General features: G+C 30.0%; 13 protein-coding genes. 10 read left to right on the forward strand and 3 right to left on the reverse strand.

Annotated features, from left to right (window positions below; translation table 11 throughout):
* The first annotated feature begins 150 nt into the window (after window positions 1–150).
* The 4 genes from dnaN to purF are packed head-to-tail and all read left to right on the forward strand — an operon-like array spanning window position 151 to window position 5,868.
* Entirely contained in the window at window positions 151–1,308 is a 1,158-nt protein-coding gene (gene dnaN / locus HA152_RS00005; RefSeq protein WP_209132338.1) for a DNA polymerase III subunit beta, read from the forward strand.
* Window position 1,309: 1 nt separating this feature from the next.
* Window positions 1,310–2,017: a PRC-barrel domain-containing protein gene (locus HA152_RS00010; RefSeq protein WP_209132339.1), complete on the forward strand. Its 708-nt coding sequence runs from the start codon at window positions 1,310–1,312 to the stop codon at window positions 2,015–2,017.
* A gap of 3 nt (window positions 2,018–2,020) precedes the next feature.
* Entirely contained in the window at window positions 2,021–4,360 is a 2,340-nt protein-coding gene (gene purL / locus HA152_RS00015; protein ID WP_209132340.1) for a phosphoribosylformylglycinamidine synthase subunit PurL, read from the forward strand.
* A 47-nt stretch (window positions 4,361–4,407) separates the two neighbouring features.
* Window positions 4,408–5,868, forward strand: a complete 1,461-nt coding sequence (purF, locus tag HA152_RS00020) for an amidophosphoribosyltransferase (protein WP_209132341.1) — start codon at window positions 4,408–4,410, stop codon at window positions 5,866–5,868.
* On the opposite strand, the gene HA152_RS00025 is transcribed toward purF, so the two are convergent.
* From HA152_RS00025 to queG, 3 genes are all read right to left on the reverse strand, one after another.
* Window positions 5,865–8,306, reverse strand: coding sequence for a DNA gyrase/topoisomerase IV subunit A (locus HA152_RS00025; RefSeq protein ID WP_209132342.1), 2,442 nt, complete (start codon window positions 8,304–8,306; stop codon window positions 5,865–5,867). The two genes, purF and HA152_RS00025, sit on opposite strands and share 4 nt — an antisense overlap.
* A gap of 77 nt (window positions 8,307–8,383) precedes the next feature.
* Window positions 8,384–9,247, reverse strand: coding sequence for a tetratricopeptide repeat protein (locus tag HA152_RS00030; protein ID WP_209132343.1), 864 nt, complete (start codon window positions 9,245–9,247; stop codon window positions 8,384–8,386).
* Complete coding sequence (gene queG, locus HA152_RS00035) at window positions 9,244–10,200, reverse strand: tRNA epoxyqueuosine(34) reductase QueG (protein WP_209132344.1); 957 nt, start codon at window positions 10,198–10,200, stop codon at window positions 9,244–9,246. The genes HA152_RS00030 and queG overlap by 4 nt, the downstream gene beginning before the upstream one ends.
* Before the next feature lie 143 nt (window positions 10,201–10,343).
* On the opposite strand from queG, the gene HA152_RS00040 reads away from it, so the two are divergent.
* The 6 genes from HA152_RS00040 to HA152_RS00065 all read left to right on the forward strand — a co-directional run.
* Window positions 10,344–11,078 carry a DUF502 domain-containing protein gene (locus tag HA152_RS00040; RefSeq protein WP_209132345.1) on the forward strand — a complete coding sequence of 245 codons (735 nt, stop codon included), beginning with the start codon at window positions 10,344–10,346 and terminating at the stop codon, window positions 11,076–11,078.
* A 3-nt stretch (window positions 11,079–11,081) separates the two neighbouring features.
* On the forward strand, window positions 11,082–11,699 hold the full coding sequence (gene nusB / locus HA152_RS00045; protein WP_209132346.1) for a transcription antitermination factor NusB: 618 nt from the start codon (window positions 11,082–11,084) through the stop codon (window positions 11,697–11,699).
* A 67-nt stretch (window positions 11,700–11,766) separates the two neighbouring features.
* Window positions 11,767–13,026, forward strand: a complete 1,260-nt coding sequence (gene ftsY / locus HA152_RS00050) for a signal recognition particle-docking protein FtsY (protein WP_209132347.1) — start codon at window positions 11,767–11,769, stop codon at window positions 13,024–13,026.
* 67 nt (window positions 13,027–13,093) lie between these two features.
* Window positions 13,094–14,437 (forward strand): PP2C family protein-serine/threonine phosphatase, encoded by a 1,344-nt coding sequence (locus HA152_RS00055; RefSeq protein WP_209132348.1) that lies wholly within the window; start codon window positions 13,094–13,096, stop codon window positions 14,435–14,437.
* A 62-nt stretch (window positions 14,438–14,499) separates the two neighbouring features.
* Window positions 14,500–15,879 (forward strand): argininosuccinate lyase, encoded by a 1,380-nt coding sequence (argH, locus tag HA152_RS00060; RefSeq protein ID WP_209132349.1) that lies wholly within the window; start codon window positions 14,500–14,502, stop codon window positions 15,877–15,879.
* Window positions 15,880–15,991: 112 nt separating this feature from the next.
* Window positions 15,992–16,352 (forward strand): RNA recognition motif domain-containing protein (locus HA152_RS00065; RefSeq protein ID WP_432421763.1); only part of this gene is annotated, 361 nt, incomplete at its 3' end.

Genomic DNA, 16,352 nt, shown 5'->3' on the forward strand with positions numbered 1-16,352 from the left:
TTTAAGAATTCCACACTTCCCACAAGAACTACTACTACTAAATTTTTTATTTTATTATTTATTTTTATATTAGAAAAAGGTAAAAAATTAATTTATTGAATTTAATTTCCGAAAAAAGTATATTGTATTTGTAAAAAGTTCCAAATTCCGATGGAAATTATTTGTAATCAAAATGAATTAAATTATGCTATACAACTTGTGAGCAAAGCAGTTGCTTCAAGACCAACGCATCCAATTCTTGCAAATATACTTTTAACAGCTGATGAAGGAACTAATAAAATTAGTGTGACAGGATTTGACCTTAATTTAGGAATTCAAACTTCTTTTGATGGAACTGTTAAAAATAGTGGAGCCATCACTATACCTTCAAAACTTTTATCCGAAATAGTAAATAAATTACCTAATGAAACTCCTGTTTCTTTAAAAGTTGACGGTGATTCAGATAATATTTTAATAAAAAGTGATAGAGGTTCTTTTAATATTAAGGGGATCCCCTCTGATGAATATCCTAATTTGCCATTTGTTGAAAGTGGTACTTCTTTGAATATTGATCCAAGTTCTTTTTTAAAAGCTTTAAAATCTACTATTTTTGCGAGTAGTAATGATGACTCAAAGCAATTACTTACAGGTGTTAACTTTACTTTTAAACCAAATTATTTAGAGTCTGCTTCTACTGATGGTCATAGATTGGCTGTTGCTTTAATAGGTAACGAAGAACTTATCGAGCATAAAGAAAATTTATCTTCAAATGATGGTAATTTGTCAGTAACTATTCCAACTAGATCATTAAGGGAAATCGAAAAACTAGTATCTTTGAGAAGCTCAGAAAATTCAATAAAACTTTTCTATGACAAAGGTCAAGTAGTATTTATTTCCTCTAGTCAAATAATTACTACTAGGACCCTTGAAGGTACTTATCCTAACTATTCACAATTAATTCCTGATACTTTTTCTAAAATTCTGAATTTCAATACAAAAAAATTAATTGATGCACTTGAAAGAATTGCTGTTTTAGCTGATCAGCAAAGTAGTGTTGTAAAGATTAAATTAGATAATACAGATTTAGCTTCTATCAGTGCAGATGCCCAAGATATTGGAAATGCAAACGAATCAATACCTGTTTCTTATAATGGAGAAAATTTTGATATTGCATTTAACGTTAGATATCTATTAGAAGGTTTAAAAGTTATTTCTTCTGAAAATGTTCTATTAAAGTGTAATATTGCAACTACTCCAGCTGTTTTTGTTCCAGAGGATAATCTTAATTCTTTTACTTATTTAGTTATGCCTGTCCAGGTTCGTTCTTAATTTGAAATTACCTAAAGAAATTTTATTAAGTGAATTACTAAATTATTGTGTTAAGGGGAACATGGTCCTTAATTACGGAAATGGTGAAAATGTTTGGATGCACCCTCCAGTTCATCGAATTTTAGGATGGTACTCTCGCCCTTCAAATTTTGATTTAAAAAGAAATGTTTGGCGATTAAATCAAATTTCTCAAATAATAGATAATGAAATATATGTTAAAGGTGACCCAGCTATTTCTGATTTAGCAACTTTAAATAGGTTTCCAACTTTAATAGACGCTAATCTTATAAATGTAAATGGATCAAAAATAGGAGTTATTGCTGATTTTTTATTTGAAATGAAAACAGGTAAGATTTTATATTATTTGGTTTCTAGATCTAATCCAAAAATTCCAGGTTCTAGTAGATGGAAATTGAATATTGAAAATATTAATGACCAACAACCTGGATTAGTATTTTGTGAAATTAATTCTTTAGATGATTTATCTTTAATAAAATCAAGTATTAAGAATGAATTTATGCAAAAAGGAAAAAAAATTATTGATAGATTTGATGATATGAAAAATATTGCTTCTAATAGATTAGAGGATTGGCTTGAAGAAGATGAAGATATTAACCGAAACTTAGATTTTAAACAAAAAAGTTTTTATAATGAAGATAGAACATCCATGCCGTTTAGTGAAAAAAAAGAAGATGACCCTTGGATATAAAGAATGATAAATCAAGAAAAACATGATCTTTTTGATCTAAATGAGGCACTTAAAGTTGAAAATTTAACAAATAATGATTACGAAGAAATTTGCAAAAGATTAAAGAGAAAACCTAATAGAACGGAATTAGGTATGTTTGGAGTTATGTGGTCTGAACATTGTTGTTATAGAAATTCAAAACCTTTACTATCCAAATTTCCCACTAAAGGTAAAAATGTTTTAGTTGGACCTGGAGAAAATGCTGGAGTTATTGATGTTGGAAATAATCAAAAACTTGTTTTTAAAATAGAAAGTCATAATCATCCTTCTGCTATTGAACCTTTTCAAGGTGCTGCAACAGGTGTAGGAGGGATTTTAAGAGATATTTTTACAATGGGTGCAAGACCAATTGCAGTATTGAATTCATTGAGATTCGGAAACCTTGATAAAGCATCAAATGTTGATTTATTGCGAGGAGTTGTATCTGGTATTGCTCATTACGGGAATTGTGTTGGTGTGCCTACTGTTGGAGGTGAAATTGACTTCGATGATAGTTATTCCGGAAATCCTTTAGTGAATGTTATGGCTTTAGGTCTTTTAGAGACTAATGAAATTGTTTGTTCTGGAGCTAAAAATATAGGATCACCAGTATTATATGTTGGTAATACTACTGGCAGAGATGGGGTTGGTGGTGCTAGTTTCGCTAGCTCAGAATTAACTACAACCTCATTAGATGATAGACCAGCAGTTCAGGTAGGCGATCCATTTATTGAGAAAAGTCTGATTGAAGCCTGTTTGGATGCTTTCAAAACAGGAGATGTAATTGCAGCTCAAGACATGGGTGCTGCAGGTTTAACGTGCAGTAGTGCAGAAATGGCAGCAAATGGAAAATTAGGTATATCTATTGATTTAGATTTAGTGCCTTCTAGAGAAGATGATATGTCTCCATATCAATATTTACTATCAGAATCGCAAGAGAGAATGTTGTTTGTCGTTAAAGAAGAAAAAATTAATGATCTTATTGAAAAATTTAATAAGTGGGGATTATATGCCAATGTAATTGGCCAAGTTATAGAAACTAATGAGGTAATTATTTCTCATAAAGGTAAAATTGTTGCTCAAATACCTACTTCTGCCTTATCTGATGATACTCCAGTCAATTTTCATAATGTAATTAATAATCCACCTAATGATCTTTTAAAGAAATGGGAATGGAAAGAAAATGATTTACCAGAAATTTATGAGCAAAAAATATTTTCATTGAAGGAAAATAAGAATTTTTCTTATTCAGAAATCATTTTAAAACTACTCTCTAATCCCTCAATAGCTTCTAAACGATGGATATATGAACAATACGACTCTCAAGTGCAGATAAATACAGTTTTTAAACCTGGAAAATCAGATGCAGCTGTAATAAGACTAAGGGAACAAAATAAAAAAAATAAAAGTAAAATATTCTCTGGTGTAGCTGCTTCAGTTGATTGTAATAGTAGATGGGTTGCTCTTGATCCTTTTAGAGGAACTATCGCTGCTGTTGCAGAATCCGCTAGAAATGTCAGTTGTGTTGGGGCTGAACCAGTAGCAATTACAAATAATTTAAATTTTTCTTCTCCAGAGAATGAAATAGGATATTGGCAATTATCATCTTCATGTAATGCAATTGCTGAAGCCTGTAAAGCATTGGAAACTCCCGTAACAGGAGGTAATGTTTCTTTATACAATGAATCTAAAAATAAAGATAATGTAATAACTCCTATCAATCCTACTCCAGTTATTGGAATGGTTGGAAAGATAGATAATGTCGAAAAAGCTATAAGTAGTGAATGGAAAAATATTGATGATCAAATTTGGTTAATTGGTTCTTATAAATCAGATGTGACAATTGCAGCTAGTTCTTATTTGGAATATTTTCATGGAGAAATAACAGGTCGGCCTCCAAAAATAGATTTGTTGGATGAAAAGTTTTGCCAGAGTTTTTTAAGAAATGCTATTTCAAAAAGTTTTGTAGTTTCTTCTCACGATATCAGCGATGGCGGTTTAGCTATAGCTTTAGCAGAGTCTTGTATTTTGTCCGGAAAAGGTGCAACGATAGAATTAAAGAAAGATTTAAATAGAGATGATAATTTATTGTTTGGAGAAGGAGGTTCTAGAATAATTTTTTCAATTAGTAAAATCAAACAAAATGAATGGCTTAATTATTTAAAACAAAATCAAATAAATTTCTCTTCAAGTTTTTACGCAAAAAAAATAGGATATGTATCTAGTGAAAGGCTTAAGATAAAAATTCAAGATAAAAATATCTGCAATATTAGGGTTGAGGAATTATCCGAAAAATTTAATAATAGTATTTCAGTTAATTTTTAAATATGAAAAACATTTCTCAATTATTAAAATTTTTAAGATATTAAGTTATGTGCGGAATAGTTGGAATCGTTTCTTCAGATGATGTAAATCAACAAATTTACGATAGTCTTTTGCTTTTGCAGCATAGAGGTCAAGACTCAACAGGTATAGCAACAATGGAAAATACTGTTTTTCATATACATAAGGCTAAAGGTCAGGTTAATACTGCATATAGAACGAGAGATATGAGGAATTTAATCGGCAAAATTGGATTAGGTCATGTCAGGTATGCAACAAAGGGATCAGCAGAAAGTGTAGAAGAAGCACAGCCTTTTTATGTTAATGCTCCCTATGGAATTGTTTTGATACATAATGGAAATTTGACAAATACAAGAGATTTAGAAAAGCAATTATTTAATATAGATAAGCGCCATACAAATTCTTCAAGTGATACTGAAATGTTGTTAAATGTATTTGCGACAGAATTACAAGAAGAAATTAATAATCAAGAATTAGAGCCTGACATTATTTTTAATGCAGTCAAATCTTTACATAAAAGAATTCAGGGTTCATATGCTTCAATTGCATTAATTTCAGGACATGGTTTATTAGCATTTAGAGATCCTTTTGGTATTAGGCCTTTAGTAATAGGAAAAAGACTTTCATTAACCACAAACAAAGAAGAGTGGATGGTTGCTAGTGAATCTCTAGTGCTTGAGAATAATGATTATCAAGTAGTGAGAGATGTTGATCCTGGAGAAGCTGTTTTTATAAATCTTAATGGGGAGTTTTTTTCTAAGCAATGTTCTGAAAATCCAATGTTATTTCCCTGTGCTTTTGAATATGTTTATTTAGCTAGGCCAGATTCAATTATGAATGGAATTTCAGTATACAAAGCTCGTTTAAAGATGGGAGATTATCTCGCAGAAACAATAAAAGAGACAATTAATTCTGGAGATGTTGATGTAGTTATGCCTATTCCTGATTCTTCTCGACCTGCGGCAATGCAAGTTGCAAGACAGTTAGGGATAGAATATAGGGAAGGTTTTTTTAAAAATAGATATGTTGGCAGAACATTTATAATGCCTGGTCAACAGAAACGAAAGAAATCTGTAAGACAAAAATTAAATGCTATGAGTGCAGAGTTTAAAAATAAAAATGTATTAATTGTTGATGACTCGATAGTAAGAGGTACTACTTCAAAAGAAATTGTTCAAATGGCTAAAGATGCAGGTGCAAATAAAGTTTTTTTTACATCAGCAGCTCCCCCAGTTCGTTATCCTCATGTTTATGGAATTAATATGCCTAATAGAGATGAATTAATTGCTCACAATAGAACAATAAGAGAAATTGCTGATCATCTTGAAATTGATAACCTTGTTTATCAAAGTGTTGAAAGTTTGCGAAAATCAATAATAAGCGATTCCCCTATTAAAGATTTGGAGATGAGTTGCTTTACTGGTTCTTATGTAACAGGAACGGTAAATCAAGAGTACTTAAATTGGGTTGAAAATGAATATAAATCTTAATTGAGAAAGTTTTTAAGTCGGAAACAATTTTCAATGAATTCATCCTTATCTAATTTTAAAAAATCAATTAAAAAATTTGATTTATTTGATTTGAAATTTAATTTATTGAGGTCCAATCTTGCAGATTTATTTTTATTAGTTTCAATATCAAGGTAATAGTTATTTGATATTATTTTTAGGAAGTAATCGTTTTTAAGTTGGGTTTTTTCATTTAAATATCCCAAACTGTATTCATTTGAGTAATAAATTTCATTGCTATTTATACAAAAGATTTTTCCTTTTTTAGATATTAAAAAAATATTTTCCCCACTATTATAGGTGCAACAAGAAACGATTTTTTCAGTTGGTAAAAGTTTTGTAAGTATTAATCCTTGGGATTGTTTAGAAGTTGGCGTTAAAATTTTATTTGATAAATTAAACTTAAAAATTCTTCCTATCGAGGTTAATATTATTAAATCTTTGTTTTCATTAGAAATAAATGAATCGATTGTCTTTAGATTATTCTTTAATTTTGTAATTGTGAAAGTTCTATTACTTTTAATCATATCTTCATCAAATAAAACTTTTTTAAATCTTCCATCTGAATTTAATATGCATAAATAATTTTTAATTTCTTTTTTAATTGAATGAAAATTTATTATTTCACTAGGGTGAATATTTCCAAGAATTTTATTATCTAATTTATAGTCTTTATTGATACTTGATTCCCAATCAATATTAAAGATTTTTCCTGTATTTGTTATTCCAATTAATTTTATATTTTTTTCAATATTACATATAAATTTTTGAATATTTTTATTATCTATAATTTTATTTACAACTTCAAATGATTTCTTATAATTACTTGAAATCATTTTTTTTAAATAAAGTCTATTGTCTACATATAACTTAGTTCTTTTATTTATAAATTCTTCTAAAATCTGGTTATTAAGTGTTTCTAACTCTTCATTTTGATTTATATTTTTTATTACTTTTGTTTTTCTTGTAACGTTATATTTTTTCTTTAATATTAAAAATTCTTCAATAAGTAATTCAAGTAATAAATCTCTTTCGTTTAATAATTTTTGAAAATAATTCTTTTTTTCTTCCAACTTTTTTATTTCATCATCAATTTGATTCTTTTCTAGATTTGTTAATTTTTTAAGTGGCATATCCAGAACGGAATTTGCTTGTTTATCACTGAAGAAAAAATTTTCAATTAAATTTGATTTAGCTTCCACAGAATTTTCAGATTCTTCAATAATTTCAATAACCTTTTTTATGTTTTTTGTGGCTTTACGCAAACCTTCTGATATTTCAAGTTTTTCAAGAGTATTTTTTAGAAAATAATAAGTTCTTTTTCTAATTGTTTCTTCTCTAAATTCAAGAAAATAGTTGAGATATTTTTTTAAATTTAGTTGTACAGGCTTGCCTTTAATTAAAGCTAAGAATATTGCCCCGAAGTTTGTTTGCAGAGTTGTTTTTTTATATAAATTAGAAATAACCAGTTCAGAATTAGAATCTTTTTTTAGTTCTATTACAATTCTCATTCCATCTCTGTCGCTCTCATCCCTAATATCAGATATCCCAATAATTTTACCCGTATTAACGAGTTCTGCGAGTTTTTCAATCCAACCTGCTTTATTAATTTGGTAAGGAAGTTCCGTAATGATTAGTGCATTCTTTTTATGTTTTCCTTTGCCTAAATTTACCTCTTCAGTATTTACAACTCCTCTTATAGTTATAGAACCTTTTCCCGTTTCATAAAGTTCCTCTATTGCACTACTATAAATTAATTCTCCGCCTGTAGGAAAATCGGGTCCTTTGATAATGTTAGAAAGTTTTTTATCACTAATATCTTTATTTTTTACTAAAGCAACTAAACCATCTATAATTTCGCCTAGGTTGTGAGGCGGAATATTTGTTGCCATGCCAACTGCAATACCTGATGAACCGTTCAATAATAAAAATGGAAGTTGGGCTGGAAGAACATCCGGCTCTTTTTGAGAACCGTCAAAGTTATTTGAAAAGTTTACTGTTTCTGATTCAATTTCTTCAAGAAATCCTTTATGAGCTATTGAAGCTAATCTGGTCTCTGTATATCTCATTGCTGCCGGAGGATCATTATCTACAGACCCAAAATTTCCATGACCGTCAAGAGTAGGATATTTAGTTGAGAAATTTTGTACTAGCTTTACTAATGCATCATATACTGCTTGATCTCCGTGAGGATGGTATTTTCCAAGTACATCTCCAACAACTCTTGCACACTTCCTAAATGGTTTATCAGGTGTTAAACCTAATTCGTACATCGCAAATATGATTCTTCTTTGTACAGGCTTAAGACCGTCTCTTGCATCAGGCAATGCACGTCCAACTATTACGCTCATTGCATACTCCAAATAAGAACGTTGCATTTCTTCTTGAAGTGAGATGGAAGTAAAGTTTTTCTTATCCATTAGAGCGCAAAATTAAATAATTATTAATTAACTAAATTAAGACTAATAGGTAAAACAATATTTACCAGTAGTGAACATTAAGATGATTCTCTTATTTTGGATTTTGCCAGTCTTACATCTTTTTTTAGTTGTTCATTTTGTAAAAGTATTTCTGTAGAGGCTTGTAATTTTTCTCCCCATAACTGTTCTTTTCTATAATCATAATTAACATAATTGGGATTTTTAGCCAAAGCCTTTTTTGCTAGCTGAATTGCTAATTTAGTATCATTGATATTTATACATGAGGCTAAGCCTAGTAATGGTTCAGCATTTTCCTCAATTGAGATTGCACTTTCAAAAAGTTTGATTGAAAGATTTATTTTGTTTCTCTCGAAATAAGCTAAACCTTTATTATTGATTGCTTGCCAGAAATCAGGTTTGATTTTTATAGATTTATCAAATAATTTGATAGCTCCCAAATAATTTTTTTCCATTAACAAAATATTTCCTAATTGAAAAATAGCTTTGTGGTTATTAGGTTCAATCTTTATTCCTTTTTCTAAAGCATTCTTTGCTTTTGTCAGTCGGGAAATTTTTAAGTAAACTTGACCTTTAACAAAATATATTTCGCTAATATTTGAATTGATCTGTTCTGCTTTATTTAAAGAATTTAATGCGTTTCTGTATTCTTTGTTAGCTATTTGTGTTTCAGCCAAAATCAACCATAGTTTTTCATCTTTTGCATTTATTTTTACAGCCAATTTGGCTAAGTTAAGACTATCTTCGTATTGACCAAAATAAAGTAGTTGATATGCATTTTTCCCAATATATAAACCTTGCTTTTGTAAATTTTTTATTGTTGGGAAATAATAATAAGGAACTATTGCTTGAACTATTTTTATTTGAAAAAAGTAAAAACAGATCAAGGAGGTCCAGATTGTTTTTATTAAAAGCTTTTTCATATTTTAATTTTCTTATTCTTTATATTTGCTTGTATGTTTCTTTTCCACATCCATGGTTTAATTCTTTTTAAAGTTGTTCCTTTAAGATTTTCTTGCCACGTTTTATCGTCCCAATTAAGGGATTCAATATTAAGATTTTTAATCCATTCTTTCGGTGTAGTTTCATAATTATTATTGTATGGTACTGATTTATTCCACGGACATACATCTTGACAAATATCACATCCTGCAACCCATCCACTTAAATTTTTTTCTATTTTCTTTGGAATATTTTTATCTCTGCTTTCTATTGTGTGATACGCAATGCATAAGTCCGATTGTATTACAAAGGGTTCTACAATTGCCTTTGTGGGACAGTGTTCAATACAAATATCACATTTTCCACAAAGTGATTGATGAGGTTCATCTGGCATTAACTCTTTTGTGAGAATCATAAAACCCAAAGTAAACCAAGAACCTTTTTTTTTGTTGATTAAATTACTATTTTTACCTATCCAACCAATCCCTGCCTCTTCTGCCCATGTTTTTTCAAGAAGCGGTGAGGTGTCAACACATATTTTCCATTTGCAATCTGGGATTTCAAGGTTGATCCATTTACCAATATTCTTTAATTTTTTGTGAATCACTTTATGATAATCTTCACCTTGGCTAAATTTAGCTACCTTTAGGAAACTGTTTTCGTTGTTTTGTGAATTAATGTAAGTAAATCCAACGCTTAAAACACTTTTTGCATTTTCAACAAGTGAACCAATATTTTTTCTTTTTTCTGCTTCCATCCATTTCATTTCAGCATGGTAGTTATTTGATAACCATCTTTCTAATGAATTAGTTCTTAATTTTATGCGCGAACTACCTGGTATTGAAGCTATTCCAGCAAGTGAAAAACCTTCAAAGATAGCTCTTTCTTTTAATTTTTTACTTATTTCTTTTTTGTCTTGAATCGTATCAATCATTTTTTTTTCTTTATAGCATTTCTTTTAAAAGTTTTTTTGGAGAATAAACTTATAAATAAAATAGATATATTTAAGAAAAATATATCCTAACCTAGTAAAAACAGTTAAATTATTAGTAAAGTTAATATAGTTAAAACGTTATTTTGGTTGAATCTAATCAAAATCAAGATTCTAATTTAGGATCTAGGCTTCAACAAGATCTCAAAAATGATCTTATTGCTGGGTTGTTAGTTGTAATACCCTTAGCAACAACAATCTGGCTGTCATCATTAGTGAGTAAATTTGTTTTAACGTTAGTTACTTCAGTCCCCAAGCAACTAAATCCTTTTATTACTTTAAATCCTTTATTACAAGATTTAATTAATCTCACCTTAGGTTTAACCGTTCCTTTATTAGCTATTTTGCTTATAGGATTGATGGCTAGAAATTTTGTAGGAAGATGGTTATTAGAATTTGGAGAAGGTACTTTATCAAAAATTCCAGTAGCTGGAGCGGTTTATAAAACTCTTAAACAACTGCTAGAAACTTTTTTAAGTAATAACTCTAATAGATTTAGACGAGTTGTTTTAGTTGAATATCCGCGTGAGGGACTATATAGTGTTGGCTTTGTAACTGGAGACGTAGGACCTTCCTTGCAGCCAGAATTGGAAGAAAAGTTACTTAGTGTTTTCATCCCTACTGCACCAAACCCAACTACTGGTTGGTATACACTCGTTCCTGAGTCTTCTGTTAAGGATTTGGATATATCTGTTGAAGATGCTTTTAGAACAATAATTTCTGCAGGGATAGTTAATCCAGATGAGAAAAACAACACTTCAAATCCAACATTTTCAAAATTGTTTTCTCAATTACGAGCTTCCACTAATACTTCTTCTTAATTGATGCATAATAGATCCCTTTCTAGAGAACTATCTTTAATTTCTCTTGGCCTTATAAAAGATAAAGGTGATTTTAAGCTAAATAAATTTCAGATAGAAGAAATTTTTGAATCTGCTTTGGATTCTCTAATAAACCATTGCAGAGAGGAATTAGATATTTGCGAATCAGAGTTAGAAAATGCTTCACAAAAAATATTAGATAGTGAATTGCAAGAAGGTGTTGATTCTTCATATTCAAATGTTCGAGATGAGTTGAAAAAATCTCTGATAAAAATTGAAACCGTAATGAATACACTCTCTGTCACTTTAGATTTTCCAAAATTAATTGTTTCTAGCGGTCAAATAGATATAAGAGAAGATGTAAGTCAAAGGATTTGTAATATTATTAATAATCTTAAAAGTATTGATTCTGATATTGATCAAGTAATGGATGGCTGGAGATTAAAAAGATTACCAAGAATTGATAGGGATATTTTGCGTCTAGCTTACGTGGATATCAATTTTTTGGACACACCTGTCGCTGTTGCTTGTGATGAGGCTGTTAATTTAGCTAATAAATATAGTGATTTGCAAGGAAGAAAATTTATTAATGGAGTTCTAAGGAGATTACAAACAATTTAATTGTCATAATTATTTGATATAAATAAATAGTATTTAGAAAATTTTTTATTACGAACTATAGATAATAATGACTAATATTGATCCTGATAATTCTCGTGAATGGGCTGCAGAAGCTTATGCACTTTTAAAAAAACGACAGGAAGAGCAAAAGCAAGAATTAGAGAAACAGGAAGAGCAAAAGCAAGAATTAGAGAAACAGGAAGAGCAAAAGCAAGAATTAGAGAAACAGGAAGAGCAAAAGCAAGAATTAATTGATATTCCTAATAAAGAAAATATTGCTGGAGAGTCTAAAACTATTACTGAACCTGAATTAGGAAAATTTGATGATAACTTTACTTGGTCTGCAATGGTATTAGCTGCTCAAGGGAAAAAAATAAATCAAATATCGATTGATGAAATTGATTGGTTAACTAAATTACGGAGAGGATTAGAAGAAACTCGAAAAGGATTTGTTACTGAATTATTGGATAAATTGGGAGATGATCCTCTTACTCCTGAATCTCTTGATGATTTAGAGACTCTATTAATAAGAGCTGATGTAGGTATTGATTCAACCGATAAAGTTATAAGTTCTCTTAGAACAAAATTAAACGAGGAAGTCGTGGGTGGAGAAGCAGGAATAAAATTCTTAAAGAAGGAATTAAAATTAATAATCGATAAACCAATAAAAAATTCGGGCTCTGATCTTTTAGTTCCACAAAAGGGTAAGTTAAATGTTTGGTTATTAGTAGGAGTCAATGGTGTTGGTAAAACTACTACATTGGGAAAATTAGCATATTTGTCATCAAAAAGTAATTATAAAACTTTGATTGCTGCTGCTGATACTTTTAGAGCGGCTGCAGTAGAACAACTTAAAGTGTGGGGAGACAGAAGTAATGTTGACGTTATATCTAATCAATCAAAAAATGCTGATCCAGCTGCTGTAGTTTTTGATGCAATTAGTTCTGCAAAAAAAAGAAATGTTGATTTATTACTTGTTGATACAGCAGGTAGATTGCAAACAAAAAATAATTTGATGGATGAATTAGCAAAAATAAAAAAAATTATTGATAAAAAGGCTCCAAGTGCAATTGTTGAATCATTATTAGTTTTAGATGCAAGTCAAGGACAAAATGGCTTAAAGCAAGCAAAAAGTTTCGCTAAATCAGCAGACTTAAGTGGAGCAATTATTACTAAATTAGATGGCACTTCTAGAGGAGGAGTCTCTTTAGCTGTATCTGAAGAAGTAAATTTGCCTATAAGGTTTATTGGAGCTGGAGAAGGTATAAAAGATTTGAGACCATTTAACAGTTATGAATTTGTAGAGGCTATGCTTGCAGATAAATAAATATTTAATTAATTTTTTTTAAAAACATAAATTTAATGGTAAAACATATTTATCTATTAGATTTGCTTTGACAAATAATCAAAAAGAAAAAATATTTTCGAATAAATTTGTCCAAAAATTTTTAGAAAATGATCCTAAAGTAACTCTAAAAAATAAATATAAATTTGCTGAAATTGCATCTTCCTTAGCATATTATTTAAAATCATTTACCAATATAAATAAATTACTTGATTATATATGCTTAATTTTTAAACATCTTTTTTCTGAGAATATAATTTTAATTATTCCTTTAAATTACGAGGGAGAGATATGGAATGAAAATATAAAAATTTCTTTTAATTATGAATCTTTAACAATACAAGAAGAAATTAATAGTTTTTTGAATCAATTTCATTTTTCGAAAAATTTTAAAATAAAAGAAATTTTTACTTTTGAAAGTGCTTTAAAAAATAAATTTAAAGAATATAAAATTGAAACAAAAAAAATAATATCTAGAGGTAAATGTAGAGGATTTATTTATATTTTTAGCAAAGATATTTCTAGTCAGTCGATTACTGAAGATAGTAATTTTAATTTTATTGAAAATTGTCTAGCTGTTGGATTAGAAAATCACTACTTAATAAAAACAAAGAAAAAGCATGAAAATGTAGATAGAGAAATTTCCACTGGTGCTGAAATTCAATCTCAATTACTCCCAGATTTTTGTCCAATTATCCATGGTATAGAACTAGCAGCACATTGTAGACCAGCTCTTCAGCTAGGCGGGGATTACTATGATTTCATGTGCTTAAAGACGAATATCTCTGAAAAAAGGAAAGAAAAATCAAGATGGGCTTTTGTAATTGGTGATGTCATGGGCAAAGGGATTCCAGCCGGTCTTTTGATGACTATGTTAAGAGGAATGCTTCGTGCAGAGGTTCTTACAGGTCTGCCTCCAGATAGAATTTTGCATGATTTGAATCAACTAGCAATAAATGATTTAGATCAATCGCATAGATTTGTGACATTATTTTACTCAGATTATGATCCTAGAACTAGGAAATTGAGATTTGCTAACGCAGCACATAATCCTCCTCTGCTTTGGAAAAGTTCAGATCAGAAAATTATTAAATTAGATGCAAAAGGATTTGTACTTGGACTACAAAAAGATGCTGAATATGATTGTGGTGAAATTAAGCTTAATCAAAATGATCTAGTTCTTTATTACACAGATGGAGTAATTGATACTTCTAACTCTTTAGGGCAAAGATTTGATGAGGAAAGATTAATTAAAATCCTTACAAAATTATGCAAGGAATCTTATACATCCCAAGAAATTTTAAATAAAATATTTAAAAAGTTAGATGATTTTACAGGTCAAAATAGACATCTTGAAGATGATGCCTCGATGGTTATTTTTCAATTGAAATAGATATTTTTTGTCACTGATATAAAAAAATGCTTTATTAGAGATACTTAAAGTCACTAATTGATATGGCAAAAGTTTGGAGTAAAAGGTTTGATAATGCACTTGATCCATTTATTGAAAAGTTTAATGCTTCAATTGGTTTTGATAGAAAGCTAATTTTAGAAGATTTAGATTGCTCGATTGCTCATGCGAAAATGCTTGGCAAAACAAAAGTTTTATCCTCTTCTGAAGCTTTGCAAATTATTAAAGGTTTAGAGTTAATAAAAGTTGAGTATTTGGAGGGTAAATTTACTCCTGGCCCACCTTCTGAAGATATTCACTATTGCATAGAAGAAAAGCTGATAACTTTAATTGGTGAAACTGGAAAAAAATTACACACTGGCAGAAGTAGAAATGATCAAGTTGGTACAGATATAAGATTGTGGCTAAGAAAAGAGATTGACATTATTGAAATTTCAATAACCGATTTGCAAAAAGCCTTCTTAAATCTTGCGAAATCCAATATTTATACCTTAATTCCTGGATATACCCACATGCAAAGAGCTCAACCATTATCTTTGGCTCATCATTTATTGGCTTATGTAGAAATGCTCCAAAGAGACCGAGACAGGTATAAAGAAGTACGCTCAAGAGTTAATATTTCTCCGTTAGGAGCTGCAGCATTGGCTGGAACAAAAATAAAAATAGATAGGCACTTTACAGCTGCAGAATTGGGTTTTCAAAAGATTTATAACAACAGTATTGATGCAGTAAGTGATAGAGATTTTTGTATAGAGTTTGTTTCTGCATCTGCTTTGTTGATGTCTCATTTAAGTAAAATTTCAGAGGAAATAATTTTATGGGTAACTGATGAATTTTCTTTTGCAAAATTAACAGATAAATGTGCCACAGGAAGTAGCTTAATGCCGCAGAAAAAAAATCCTGATGTTCCAGAATTGATAAGAGGTAAGACAGGGAGAGTATATGGACATCTTCAAGCATTGTTAACGATGGTTAAGGGAGTACCACTTTCTTACAATAAGGATTTTCAAGAGGATAAAGAGCCAATATTTGATACTGCAGAAACAATATCTTCTTGCATTAAAGCAATGACTATTTTAATTAATGAGGGAATTGAATTTAATATTAAAAATCTATCTGATTCTGTAGAAAACGATTTTTCTAATGCTACTGACTTGGCAGATTACTTAGTGGGTAAAAATGTTCCTTTTAGGACCGCCTATCAAGTTGTTGGTCAAATGGTTAAATATTGCCTAGAGAGAAGAATGTTATTTAAAAATCTCAAAATTGAAGAATTTAAAAAATTTCATCACGAATTTGATGAGGATGTTTTTGTGGATCTTGAACCTCGTAATGTCGTTAAGTCAAGAAATAGCCAAGGTGGTACAGGTTTTGTTCAGGTAGAAAAAGAGGTTAATAATTGGCAAAAAAGATTGTTACCTTGAATCTCAATTATTTTTCTACAACAAGGGTATGCTTTGAAGTAGAATAGTAAAGCAACGTTATGAGACTACTCATTGTAGTTTTTTTATAAGGAAATTTTTTGTTGAGTTTAAAGTGAGTATTTTTGTTGGCAATTTGCCGTTCCGCGCAGAGCGTGAAGATGTTATACAGTTGTTTGCCCCTTTTGGTGAGGTTTTAAATTGTTCTCTTCCTTTGGAGAGGGATACTGGAAGGAAAAGAGGATTCGCATTTATTGAAATGGTAGATGAAGCGATTGAGTCAAAAGCTATTGATGGTTTGCAAGGAACGGAACTTATGGGTAGACCATTAAGAATTAATAAAGCTGAACCTAGGGGTTCTGGTGGATCTCGTAGAGGAGGAAGAGGCGGCTACGGCGGTGGCAATAATGGTGGCGGCTACGGCGGTGGCGGCTACGGCGGTGGCAATAATGGTGGCGGCTACGGCGGTGGCGGCT

Source organism: Prochlorococcus marinus XMU1412, assembly GCF_017696315.1.
Taxonomy (GTDB): domain Bacteria; phylum Cyanobacteriota; class Cyanobacteriia; order PCC-6307; family Cyanobiaceae; genus Prochlorococcus_A; species Prochlorococcus_A marinus_AF.

Excerpts from the sequence above, each read along its gene's own strand:
- dnaN (WP_209132338.1), top strand. The coding sequence starts at position 151 with ATGGAAATTATTTGTAATCAAAATGAATTAAATTATGCTATACAACTT.
- purL (WP_209132340.1), top strand. The coding sequence starts at position 2,021 with ATGATAAATCAAGAAAAACATGATCTTTTTGATCTAAATGAGGCACTT.
- purF (WP_209132341.1), top strand. The coding sequence starts at position 4,408 with ATGTGCGGAATAGTTGGAATCGTTTCTTCAGATGATGTAAATCAACAA.
- HA152_RS00025 (WP_209132342.1), bottom strand. The coding sequence starts at position 8,306 with ATGGATAAGAAAAACTTTACTTCCATCTCACTTCAAGAAGAAATGCAA.
- HA152_RS00030 (WP_209132343.1), bottom strand. The coding sequence starts at position 9,247 with ATGAAAAAGCTTTTAATAAAAACAATCTGGACCTCCTTGATCTGTTTT.
- queG (WP_209132344.1), bottom strand. The coding sequence starts at position 10,200 with ATGATTGATACGATTCAAGACAAAAAAGAAATAAGTAAAAAATTAAAA.
- nusB (WP_209132346.1), top strand. The coding sequence starts at position 11,082 with ATGCATAATAGATCCCTTTCTAGAGAACTATCTTTAATTTCTCTTGGC.
- ftsY (WP_209132347.1), top strand. The coding sequence starts at position 11,767 with ATGACTAATATTGATCCTGATAATTCTCGTGAATGGGCTGCAGAAGCT.
- argH (WP_209132349.1), top strand. The coding sequence starts at position 14,500 with ATGGCAAAAGTTTGGAGTAAAAGGTTTGATAATGCACTTGATCCATTT.